8 protein-coding genes are annotated in these 12,213 nt (G+C 57.0%); 6 read left to right on the top strand and 2 right to left on the bottom strand.

The features are described from left to right. Positions 1 to 12: 12 nt before the first annotated feature. From glgC to glgP, 3 genes are read left to right on the top strand one after another with little or no spacing between them, the layout of a single operon-like run. The gene (gene glgC, locus KGP22_RS20815; protein WP_008503066.1) at positions 13 to 1,308 is read left to right on the top strand and encodes a glucose-1-phosphate adenylyltransferase; all 1,296 of its coding nucleotides are present in this window, start codon (positions 13 to 15) and stop codon (positions 1,306 to 1,308) included. Further along, a complete protein-coding gene (gene glgA / locus KGP22_RS20810) occupies positions 1,308 to 2,741 on the top strand; it encodes a glycogen synthase GlgA (protein ID WP_223582494.1) in 1,434 nt (477 codons plus the stop codon). Before glgC ends, glgA begins: the two co-directional genes overlap by 1 nt. A gap of 18 nt (positions 2,742 to 2,759) precedes the next feature. After that, positions 2,760 to 5,207 (top strand): glycogen phosphorylase, encoded by a 2,448-nt coding sequence (gene glgP / locus KGP22_RS20805; RefSeq protein WP_111963752.1) that lies wholly within the window; start codon positions 2,760 to 2,762, stop codon positions 5,205 to 5,207. Positions 5,208 to 5,302: 95 nt separating this feature from the next. On the opposite strand, the gene glpD is transcribed toward glgP, so the two are convergent. Further along, positions 5,303 to 6,811 (bottom strand): glycerol-3-phosphate dehydrogenase, encoded by a 1,509-nt coding sequence (gene glpD, locus KGP22_RS20800; protein WP_111963753.1) that lies wholly within the window; start codon positions 6,809 to 6,811, stop codon positions 5,303 to 5,305. 188 nt (positions 6,812 to 6,999) lie between these two features. On the opposite strand from glpD, the gene glpE reads away from it, so the two are divergent. The 3 genes from glpE to KGP22_RS20785 are packed head-to-tail and all read left to right on the top strand — an operon-like array spanning position 7,000 to position 8,985. Continuing rightward, on the top strand, positions 7,000 to 7,332 hold the full coding sequence (glpE, locus tag KGP22_RS20795; RefSeq protein ID WP_223580659.1) for a thiosulfate sulfurtransferase GlpE: 333 nt from the start codon (positions 7,000 to 7,002) through the stop codon (positions 7,330 to 7,332). A 47-nt stretch (positions 7,333 to 7,379) separates the two neighbouring features. Beyond that, positions 7,380 to 8,210: a rhomboid family intramembrane serine protease GlpG gene (gene glpG / locus KGP22_RS20790; RefSeq protein ID WP_223580657.1), complete on the top strand. Its 831-nt coding sequence runs from the start codon at positions 7,380 to 7,382 to the stop codon at positions 8,208 to 8,210. Positions 8,211 to 8,226: 16 nt separating this feature from the next. Further along, positions 8,227 to 8,985, top strand: a complete 759-nt coding sequence (locus KGP22_RS20785; RefSeq protein ID WP_223580655.1) for a DeoR/GlpR family transcriptional regulator — start codon at positions 8,227 to 8,229, stop codon at positions 8,983 to 8,985. Between the two features lie 49 nt (positions 8,986 to 9,034). Here the strand turns inward: KGP22_RS20785 and malT are convergent, their stop codons facing one another. Continuing rightward, the gene (malT, locus tag KGP22_RS20780; protein ID WP_008503059.1) at positions 9,035 to 11,740 is read right to left on the bottom strand and encodes an HTH-type transcriptional regulator MalT; all 2,706 of its coding nucleotides are present in this window, start codon (positions 11,738 to 11,740) and stop codon (positions 9,035 to 9,037) included. Positions 11,741 to 12,213 lie beyond the last annotated feature (473 nt).

Raw genomic sequence — 12,213 nt, 5'->3', positions numbered from 1 at the left:
AAGGAGTTAGTCATGGTTAGATTAGAGAAGAACGATCCCTTAATGTTGGCACGCCAGCTACCATTAAAAACGGTTGCCCTGATCCTTGCGGGTGGGCGTGGTACCCGTCTGAAAGATTTGACCATCAAGCGCGCCAAACCGGCTGTTCACTTTGGTGGTAAGTTCCGCATCATCGACTTTGCGCTCTCCAACTGTCTGAACTCGGGCATTCGCCGCATCGGCGTCATTACGCAGTATCAGTCGCACACGCTGGTTCAGCATATCCAGCGCGGCTGGTCATTCTTCAGCGAAGAGATGAACGAGTTTGTCGATCTCCTTCCTGCTCAGCAGCGCGTTCACGGCGAGAACTGGTACCGCGGTACGGCGGATGCGGTGACCCAGAACCTCGACATCATTCGTCGCTATAACGCGGAATACATCGTGATCCTCGCCGGGGACCACATCTACAAGCAAGATTACTCCCACATGCTGATCGACCACGTCGAAAAAGGGGCGCGCTGCACCGTGGCGTGTCTGCCTGTGCCCGTTGCCGAAGCGACGGCGTTTGGCGTCATGCACGTGGATGCCGACGACAAAATTATCGACTTCGTTGAAAAACCGGCGAATCCGCCAACCATGCCGGGCGATGACACCAAATCGCTCGCCAGCATGGGGATCTATGTCTTTGACGCAGATTATCTTTATGAGCTGCTGGAAGAAGACGACAAAGACGAAAACTCCAGCCACGACTTCGGTAAAGACATCATTCCGAAAATCACGAAAGCTGGCATGGCGTATGCACATCCATTCCCGCTGTCCTGCGTACAGTCCGATCCGAATGCGGAACCCTACTGGCGCGATGTGGGTACGCTGGAAGCCTACTGGAAAGCGAACCTCGATCTGGCATCGGTCACGCCTGAACTGGATATGTATGACCAGAACTGGCCGATTCGTACCCATATGGAGTCGCTACCGCCGGCCAAATTCGTGCAGGACCGCTCCGGCAGCCACGGTATGACGCTGAACTCGCTGGTGTCCGGCGGGTGCATTATCTCCGGTTCGGTCGTGGTGCAGTCGGTGTTGTTCCCGCGCGTGCGGATAAATTCATTCTGTAATATCGATTCGGCAGTCTTGTTGCCGGATGTCTGGGTAGGGCGCTCGTGTCGTCTGCGTCGTTGCGTGATCGACCGTGCCTGCGTCATCCCTGAAGGGATGGTTATTGGGGAGAATGCGGAAGAAGACGCGCGTCGTTTCTACCGTTCGGAAGAGGGGATCGTGTTAGTCACACGGGAAATGTTGCGGAAGCTGCAGATCAAACAGGAGCGATGATGCAGGTTTTACACGTATGTTCTGAGATGTTCCCGTTATTAAAAACGGGCGGACTGGCAGATGTGCTTGGCGCATTACCGGCGGCGCAAATCGCCGGAGGCGTGGATACCCGAGTCCTGCTGCCCGCCTTTCCGGATATCCGGCGCGGTATACCCGATGCAAAAGTGGTGACCCGCCGTGAAACGTTTGCCGGACGCATTACCCTGCTGTTTGGACATTACAATGGCGTAGGGATTTACCTGATCGACGCGCCGCACTTATACGATCGCCCGGGCAGCCCGTATCACGATACGAACCTGTTCGCCTACACCGACAACGTGCTGCGCTTTGCGCTGCTCGGCTGGGTCGGCGCCGAAATGGCGACGGGGCTGGATCCGTTCTGGCGTCCGGATGTGGTGCACGCGCACGACTGGCACGCCGGGCTTGCCCCGGCGTATCTCGCCGCGCGCGGCCACCCGGCGAAATCGGTCTTAACCGTGCATAACCTGGCGTATCAGGGGATGTACTACGCCCATCACATGAATGACATCGATCTGCCATGGTCGTTCTTTAACATGCACGGTCTGGAGTTTAACGGGCAGATCTCGTTCCTGAAGGCGGGTCTGTATTACGCCGATCACATCACGGCGGTGAGCCCAACCTACGCGCGTGAGATCACCCAGCCGGCGTTTGGCTATGGCATGGAAGGGTTGCTGCAGCAGCGCCATCGCGAAGGCCGCCTGTCGGGCATTCTGAACGGCGTGGATGAACAGATCTGGAGCCCGGAAACCGATCTCCTGCTGGCGGCGCGCTATGGCCGTGATTCCGTGGAAGACAAAGCGGAAAACAAACGCCAGCTGCAGATTGCGATGGGCCTGAAGGTGAACGACAAAGTGCCGCTGTTCGCCGTCGTGAGCCGCCTGACCAGCCAGAAAGGGCTGGATCTGGTGCTTGAGGCGCTGCCCGGTTTACTGGAGCAGGGCGGACAGCTGGCGCTGCTCGGCGCGGGCGACCCGGTGCTGCAGGAAGGTTTCCTTGCCGCCGCTGCGGAACACCCGGGGCAGGTGGGCGTGCAGATTGGCTACCACGAGGCGTTCTCTCACCGAATTATGGGCGGCGCGGACGTCATTCTGGTGCCAAGCCGTTTCGAACCCTGCGGCCTGACGCAGCTTTATGGTCTGAAATACGGCACGCTGCCGCTGGTGCGCCGCACGGGCGGACTGGCGGATACCGTATCCGACAGCTCTCTGGAAAATCTGGCGGACGGTATCGCCAGCGGATTTGTCTTTGAGGACAGTAATGCCTGGTCGCTGCTTCGGGCGATTCGGCGTGCTTTCGTCTTGTGGTCCCGTCCATCACTCTGGCGTTACGTTCAGCGTCAGGCGATGTCCATGGACTTTAGCTGGCACGTCGCGGCGCAGTCATACCGCGATCTCTATCAACGCTTGATGTAACGAGGCGAAGTTACTGATATGAACGCTCCATTTAGCTACTCTTCACCCACGCTCAGCGTTGAGGCGTTAAAGCACTCCATCGCCTACAAGCTGATGTTCACCATCGGGAAAGATCCGGTTATTGCCAACAAGCACGAGTGGCTGAACGCCACCCTGTTTGCCGTGCGTGACCGCTTAGTTGAACGCTGGCTGCGCTCAAACCGCGCCCAGCTCTCGCAGGAGACGCGTCAGGTTTACTACCTGTCGATGGAATTTTTGATTGGCCGCACGCTGTCCAACGCGCTGCTGTCGCTCGGTATTTATGACGATGTCAAAACCGCACTCGAAGAGATGGGGTTAGATTTAGAAGAGCTGATCGACGAAGAGAACGACCCGGGCCTCGGCAACGGCGGTCTGGGGCGTCTCGCCGCCTGCTTCCTCGACTCGCTGGCGACGCTGGCGCTGCCGGGCCGCGGCTACGGTATTCGCTACGACTACGGTATGTTCAAACAGAACATCGTCGACGGGCGTCAGAAAGAGTCGCCGGACTACTGGCTGGAGTACGGCAACCCGTGGGAATTCAAGCGCCACAACACGCGCTACAAGGTGCGCTTTGGCGGGCGTATCCAGCAGGAAGGGAAAAAATCCCGCTGGGTAGAAACGGAAGAGATCCTGGCCGTGGCCTACGACCAGATTATCCCCGGCTACGATACCGACGCCACCAACACGCTGCGCCTGTGGAGTGCCCAGGCCAGTAGCGAAATTAACCTCGGTAAATTTAACCAGGGTGACTACTTCGCGGCGGTGGAGGATAAAAACCACTCCGAGAACGTGTCCCGCGTGCTGTACCCGGATGACTCGACCTACTCGGGTCGCGAGCTGCGCCTGCGTCAGGAGTATTTCCTCGTTTCGGCGACCATTCAGGACATCCTCAGCCGCCACCATCAGCTGCACAAAACCTACGCCAACCTGGCGGAGAAAACCGCGATCCACCTTAACGACACCCACCCGGTGCTCTCTATTCCGGAGCTGATGCGCCTGCTGATCGACGAGCATAAGTTCAGCTGGGATGACGCCTTTGAGGTGACCTGCCAGGTGTTCTCCTACACCAACCACACGCTGATGAGCGAAGCGCTGGAGACGTGGCCGGTGGACATGCTCGGCAAAATCCTGCCGCGCCATCTGCAGATTATCTTTGAGATTAACGACTACTTCCTTAAGACGCTGCAGGAGCAGTATCCGAACGATACCGGCCTGCTGAGCCGCGCGTCCATCATTGATGAGTCGAACGGTCGTCGCGTGCGCATGGCCTGGCTGGCGGTTGTCATCAGCCACAAGGTCAACGGCGTGTCCGAGCTCCACTCGAACCTGATGGTGCAGTCGCTGTTTGCGGACTTCGCGAAGATCTTCCCGACGCGGTTCTGCAACGTGACCAACGGCGTCACGCCGCGCCGCTGGCTGGCGCTGGCCAACCAGCCGCTCTCTGAGGTGCTGGACGAGAATATCGGCCGCACCTGGCGTACCGATTTGAGCCAGCTGAGCGAGCTGGAACAGCATATTGATTTCCCGACGGTGAACAAAGCCGTACGGGAAGCAAAGCTGCTGAACAAAAAGCGTCTGGCGGTCTGGCTGGCGATGCACCTCAACGTGGTCGCTAACCCGAAAGCGCTGTTCGACGTGCAGATCAAACGCATCCACGAATACAAGCGTCAGCTGATGAACGTGCTGCACGTGATCACCCATTACAACCGCATCAAGGCCGATCCGACGGCTGAATGGGTGCCGCGCGTGAAGATCTTCGCCGGTAAGGCGGCTTCCGCCTACTACATGGCGAAGCACATTATTCATCTCATCAACGACGTGGCGAAGGTGGTTAACCAGGATCCGGACATTGGCGACAAGCTGAAGGTGGTGTTCATTCCGAACTACAGCGTCAGCCTGGCGCAGCTGATCATCCCGGCGGCGGATCTCTCTGAACAGATTTCCACGGCGGGAACGGAGGCATCCGGTACCAGTAACATGAAGTTTGCCCTCAACGGCGCGCTGACCATCGGCACGCTGGACGGGGCGAACGTCGAGATGCTGGAGCACGTGGGCGATGAGAATATCTTTATCTTCGGTAATACGACGGAAGAGGTGGAGGCGCTGCGCAGGAAAGGCTACTCGCCGCGTCAGTATTACGAAGAGGATGAAGAGTTGCGTCAGGTGCTAACGCAGATCGCGACCGGCGTGTTTAGCCCTGATGAACCGAGCCGCTACCGCGATCTGGTGGATTCGCTGATTAACTTTGGCGATCACTACCAGGTGCTGGCGGATTATCGCAGCTACGTGGACTGTCAGGATAAGGTGGATGAACTTTATCGCCAGCCGGAGAAATGGACCAGCGCCGCGATGTACAACATCGCCAATATGGGCTATTTCTCGTCAGACCGGACCATCAAGGAGTATGCCGAGACGATCTGGCATATTGATCCGGTGAGGCTATAAAAGCAAAACGGCAACCTCGGTTGCCGTTTTTAGTGTTTGTTCCCTCTCCCTGTGGGAGAGGGGCAGGGTGAGGGCATCAGTCCGCACCAGTCGTATTACGATGCCAGCGACAGCTCACGCTTCCCCACATTTTGCAGTAACCACTGCGCCACGCGAGACTGCTGCTCGGCGTTGAGCCACATCCCTTCTTTGGTACGACGCCAGATAGCATCGTCCAGACGACGCACCCACTCGTGCTCAACCAGGTAACGCAGTTCGGCTTCGTACAGCTCGTGGCCGAAATGCTCGCCCAGATCCGCAATGTCCTTCGCATCGCCCAGAATCAGCTCGGTATTACTGCCGTAGGTGCGGGCATAGTGGCGCGCCATTCCTTCGGTGATGAACGGGAACCGACGGCGCAGCTTCGCGGCGTAATCATCGCGGTTATCGCCGATATCACCGCCGGGCAATACCGCGCCCTTGGTCCATGCCGGGCCAATGCCTTTATAGTACGGCGCCAGTTTTTCCAGCGCGTGCTCGGCCAGCTTGCGGTAGGTGGTGAGCTTACCGCCAAACACGGAAAGCAGCGGCGCCTGACCGTCAACGTCGTGAATATCGAGCGTATAGTCGCGGGTAATGGCCTGCGGTGAGTCAGACTCGTCATCGCACAGCGGACGCACGCCGGAGTAGGTCCATACAACGTCGTCGCGCGACAGCTGTTTCTTAAAGTGCGCGTTATACACTTTGAGCAGGTAGTTCACTTCGCTCTCGTCGATCTCGACGTTCTTCGGATCGCCTTTGTACTCCACGTCGGTGGTACCGATGATCGAAAACTCGTCCATCCACGGGATCACAAACACGATGCGCTTGTCTTCGTTCTGCAGGATGTAAGCCTGCTTCTGGGTATGCACGCGCGGCACCACAATGTGGCTGCCCTTGATCAGGCGAATGCCGTATGGAGAAGGCAGATGCATGCCGTCGTCGAAGAACTGCTTCACCCACGGGCCGGTAGCGTTCACCAGGCCGCGCGCTTTCCAGCTGAATTTCTCGCCGGTATCAATGTCTTCCGCTTCCACAATCCACAGGCCATTTTCACGACGGGCAGCGGTTGCGCGGGTGCGGGTTTTCACCTCGCCACCTTTCTTCTCAACCATCTGCGCATTCGCCAGTACCAGGCGGGCATCATCCACCCAGCAGTCGGAATATTCGAATCCGCGCACGATTTCCGGCTTAAGGACCGATTCTGAGCCAAAACGCAACCCTTTCGAACCCGGGAGGCTGGTGCGTTTACCCAGATGATCGTACATAAACAGACCGATTCGGATCATCCACGCCGGACGCAGATGCGGGCGATGGGGCAGCCGGAAGCGCATCGGAATCGCCAGATGCGGGGCCATTTTCAGCAGCACTTCACGTTCGGCCAGTGCTTCACTGACCAGGCGGAATTCGTAGTGTTCCAGGTAGCGCAGGCCACCGTGAATCAGTTTGGAGCTGGCGGACGACGTCGCGCAGGCGAGATCGTTAGCTTCCAGCATCAGTACGGACAAACCGCGTCCTGCGGCATCGACCGCAATACCGGCACCGTTGATGCCACCGCCTATCACAATCAGATCTTTGGTTTCCATAACACCCTCATGCACTTTCGTTAAAGCTCAGAAATGTTCGATATCGCTCATAATAGCAAAGGAACGCGCTTTTGGTAACATCAAAAAAACAATTTAGAGTGATATGGATAACATAATGGCGTTTACCCGCCGCCAGGACGTACACTACGGGGTAAAATCTTGTCGTTGACCACTGTAAAGAGAACACCATGGATCAGTTTGAATGTATTAACGTAGAAGAAGCCCACCAGAAGATGCACCAAGGAAAAGCAGTGCTGGTGGACATCCGCGATCCGCAGAGTTTTGCGATGGGCCATACGCCGGGCGCGTTCCATCTCACCAACGACACGCTGGGCGCGTTTATGCGCGATAACGACTTCGACACGCCGGTGATAGTCATGTGCTACCACGGCAACAGCAGCAAAGGCGCGGCGCAGTATCTGCTTCAGCAGGGTTACGACGCGGTTTACAGCGTCGACGGTGGTTTCGATGCCTGGCATCGCCATTTCCCGGCGGAAGTGGAATACGCTTTTGAGCGCTGATCCCGCTATACTGTCCTCTTTTGTGTGGAAATAAGCGACCGCTGCCCATGTTGATGATCACCTCTTTTACTAACCCGCGTGTCGCCCAGGCGTTTGTCGACTATATGGCGACGCAGGGCGTTATTCTGACTATTCAACAACATACGCAGACCGACGTCTGGCTGGCCGATGAGAGCCAGGCCGGACGGGTAAACGAGGAGCTGGCGCGTTTTCTTGAGAACCCTGGCGACCCGCGCTATCTTGCGGCCAGCTGGCAGTCCGGCCAGACCGGCAGCGGATTGCACTACAGCCGCTTTCCTTTCCTCGCCACTATTCGCGAGCGCGCGGGCCCGTTTACGCTGCTGCTGATGGCGGCCTGTATCATCGTCTTCATTATCATGAACGTGGTCGGCGACCAGAGCGTAATGATTGCCCTGGCGTGGCCCTATGACTCGTCTCTTGAGTTTGACGTCTGGCGCTACTTTAGCCACGTGCTGATGCACTTCTCGGTGATGCATATCCTCTTTAACCTGCTCTGGTGGTGGTATCTCGGCGGTGCCGTTGAAAAGCGTCTGGGCAGCGGCAAGCTGATCGTTATCACTATTATCAGCGCCCTGTTAAGCGGCTACGTGCAGCACAAGTTCAGCGGGCCGTGGTTCGGTGGGCTGTCGGGTGTCGTATATGCCCTGATGGGCTACGTCTGGCTTCGCGGGGAGCGCGATCCGGAAAGCGGCATCTATCTGCAACGCGGATTAATAACCTTTGCGTTAATATGGCTAATTGCCGGGTGGTTTGATCTGTTTGGTATGTCTATCGCCAACGGAGCGCACGTCGCCGGGCTGGCCGTGGGGCTGGCGATGGCCTTTGTCGACACGCTCCATGCGCGAAAACGAACATAATTCTCAGGGATAATTGATGAAACAAACACAACGTCATGACGCCATTATCGAACTGGTAAAAAAACAGGGATACGTCAGCACCGAAGAGCTGGTGGAGCAGTTTGCCGTCAGCCCACAAACCATCCGTCGTGACCTGAACGACCTGGCCGATCAGAACCGTATTCTTCGCCACCACGGCGGCGCGGCGCTGCCGTCCAGCTCGGTCAACACCTCCTGGCACGACCGTAAGGCGACGCAGACGGCAGAGAAAGAGCGCATTGCCCGCAAGGTCGCCAGCCAGATCCCGAACGGCGCGACGCTGTTCATTGATATCGGCACCACGCCGGAAGCGGTTGCCCATGCGCTGCTGGATCACGAGAACCTGCGCGTGGTCACCAACAACCTGAACGTGGCCAATACCCTGATGCAGAAAGAAGACTTCCGCATCATCCTCGCGGGCGGCGAACTGCGCAGCCGCGACGGCGGAATTATTGGCGAAGCCACCCTCGATTTTATCTCTCAGTTCCGCCTCGACTTCGGCATTCTGGGGATCAGCGGTATCGACAGCGACGGCTCGCTGCTGGAGTTTGATTACCACGAGGTGCGCACCAAGCGCGCGATTATTGAAAATTCACGCCACGTGATGCTGGTGGTGGATCATTCCAAGTTTGGCCGTAACGCGATGGTGAACATGGGCAGCATCAGCATGGTGGATGCGGTCTATACCGACGTGATGCCGCCGGCGGGCGTGATGCAGGTAATTAAAGATAATAATTTGCAGTTAGAGTTGTGTTGAAAAGCCGTGCGCCCTCTCCCTGTGGGTGAGGGCATCAGGCCGCACAAACCTAAACGCCGTATCCCATCATCTTCAACAGCTGCTGCGCATGCTGCACCGCATCCTGACGATGCGCCACGCCCAGCTTCTGATACAGATTGCGGATATGCGTTTTGATGGTGGTCGCCGCCACCGCAAGCTCACCGGCAATCTGCTCGTTGCTGTAGCCTGAATAAATCAGCCCCAGAACCTGCCATTCGCGCTGGGTGAGCGGGCTGGTGCGGATAAGTTCCGGCACTTCCGGGTGGTTCAGCAGACGTTCAACAAAGTTCTCATCGAAATGCGCGAACTTGTGCCGATGATGCTGGTTAATCTCGCGCAGAATGCGCTGGGCGCGATGCTGATCCAGTTCCGGCAGCGTGTTGAGCTGAATCAGCTGGCGCAGCTGCTGCGCCATCACTTCCCCTTCAATTACAAAGTGGCTGATAAACCCGGTGCGGTTAGCCAGCTGCAGCGCTTCCAGAAGCACACGCTGGGCATCATTTTTACGACCCGCCTGCCAGTAAAGCTGGTTTTGCAGCAGCAGGTTGCGGTTCAGGTCGCTCATCAGGCGCAGGCTGCGCGCGTTCTCGTTCAGCTCCTCCAGCACAATCTCAGCGGGCTCTAATTCACCGAGCAGGATCTGCGCGCGGGCAATATTGCGCCACTGGCTCTGCAGGAAGTGGTTGTTGGCAAATTCCGGTTTTGGCGTCTGGCGCAGCCAGTTGGCGGCGGATTTTTTATCGCCGGTCATCTGCCAGTAAATCACCCGGACCTTGTCGGCGTTTGACACCCAGTCGCTATGATACTGGCCGTTGCCGAGCAGGTTTTCCAGGCGGTTAAGATGGTTGCGGGCGTTGTCGAGATCGCCGCGCGCCAGCGAGCACTGCACCAGCAGCGCCAGGCACTGCAGCTGCTGTTGAGGCTGGAAGCTGGAAAGAACATCCACACCCTGACGGGCGCAGCTTTCCGCTTCATCCAGACGCGACCATGCCCACAGCAGCTGAGCGCGAATACGCAACAGGAACTCGTGCATCGGCAGCTGTTCCAGATGTTGTTCACGAATCAGCTGGAACGCTTTTTCCTGGTTTTCCCAGGCGGCCTGCAGGAACCCCTGCGCGAATAAAATCTCGCTCTGTTGGATCAGGCTCCACAGGGCGTAATGCCAGACATCATGACGACGCGCCATCTGTTCGGTTTGCTGCATCAGTGAAAGCGATCGCGTGAGATCGCCTTTGCAGTGCAGCACTTCGCCGTGCACGGAGGTCGCCACGATACGGCTGTAGAAGTTGGCAAGCGGCAGTTCATCCAGCGCGACCATCGCCAGCCGTTCAGCTTCGTCCGGGTCGCCATCGTTAATCGCCACCTGAGCGCGCAGCGCGTTGAACTCTCCGTGCAGGGTGGTATCCATTTCGCTTTCCATCTCCTGCTCGGCGCGCGCCAGCAGGGTGTTCACTTCGCTGTAGCGATGCTGGCTCTGCATCAGCCAGGCCTGCAGCAGCACCAGACGCGGGTTCTCCAGCAGGCTTTCCCACGGCAGGGCTTTGAGGGATTCTTCCAGCAGCGTCAGCTCGCTGTGGTTAAACAGGCCCCACGCATGATTGAGGAGAATATCGCGCAGCATGCTGGCATCACCGGCGGCCAGCGCGTGGTGGATGGCTTCGCTCGGGAAGCCTTGCGCCATCCAGCTTTCGGCAGCGGCGCGGTGGATCTCCGGCAGTTCAACCGCCAGCTCCCACTGACAGCGCTGGCGCAGGAAGCTGCCGAACAGCGGATGATAGCTAAACCACTCGCCCGGATCGTCCATGCGCGTCAGGAAAAGGCCTTGACGTTCAATCTCTTCGAGCTGCAGCTGGCCGTTTTCACAGCCCGTCACCCGCACGATGAGCGCATCGTTCATGGAGCGCAGCAGAGAGCTTTTCAGCAGGAAATTACGCGTTGAGGGATCGACGCTGTCCAGCACCTCATCCACGAGATAGTCAGAAAGGTGGCTGGCGTTGATGCCCGCCAGGCGCCGCGCAGACTGATGTGCCGGACTGTTGTTTTGCCGGGCAGAGAGCGCTATGAGCTGCAGCGCCGTGGCCCAGCCGGCAACGTCATCACACAGGCGGCTGCTTTCGGCGGCCTCAATCGGTGAGTTCAGGCGGCAGTCAAAGAACTGTTTCGCTTCCTGGTGGGTAAAGGCCAGCTGCTGGCTGCCCACTTCCAGGAGCTGATCGCGCACGCGCAGGTTGGCAATACCCAGCTGCGGCAGGTTGCGTGACAACACGACTAAGGTCAGGTTTTCCGGCTGATGGCGCAGGAAGAAACGCATCGATTCATGAATTACCGGGTTAGTGATGAGATGGTAATCATCTATCACCACGTAAAGCGGGCGATGCCATTCGGCCAGTTCGATAAACAGCTGAGAGAAAAGGGAGGACAGGCTTGCGTACTGGCGCTTTTGCACCATCACCTCACTGGCGACGCAGTGTCCATGGGTTGCTTGCTGTATGGCGGCAATCAGATAGCTGGCAAAACGCTCTTGCTGGTTATCGCCCTCGTCGAGGGAATACCAGCCAAGATCGCTCTTACCCGCGGCCCATTGCGAAATGAGCGTTGTTTTTCCATAACCTGCAGGGCTCGTAACCAGCGCCAGTCGGAAATTATGCGCGCCGGAAAGTTTAGCCAACAGACGCTCGCGGACCACTGTATGGTCAAGGCGAACCGGGCGACTTAATTTAGACGGAATCAACATAGGTTTCACTTCACTGTGGGGAACGAGAGATTTTATTTTTTTTGCGCTTCGTAATTAATAGGATATAAGGTCGAACAGAAAGAGAACTATTGCAAGTTATGTCTGGGTTTTGTGGCTCTGAATTTGCACTCTGTCACAAAACATTCAGGCAAATGTTGGAACTTTCTCAGAAGGGGTTTAACGCCGCGTCACAGCTGGTTTGTCTGGATACATTGCCGCTGCGCTGAAACTGGTTTCAGAAAGGTATAGTGACGTCAAATTTAATAAAGTGCGGGTAAAGTTGAGTGAGAGTAATAGTCTCCTGAGGTGCACCCCGATGGCTAAATTATTATTCTACGTAAGTAATCATTTCAGAACGTTTTAATTTCACCCAAAACTGCATTTCATTTCTTTGACATTCTCCCGGGTTACTTTTTTATCTTACGGGCACACTCGAACTATGCTCTGAGAGTGGCCTCGATCACACTTTTATG

The organism is Enterobacter sp. JBIWA005 (assembly GCF_019968805.1).
GTDB classification, from domain to species: Bacteria; Pseudomonadota; Gammaproteobacteria; order Enterobacterales; family Enterobacteriaceae; genus Enterobacter; species Enterobacter vonholyi.
The sequence above is the reverse complement of the archived record's forward strand: the minus strand, read 5'-3'. Positions and strand labels throughout refer to the sequence as shown.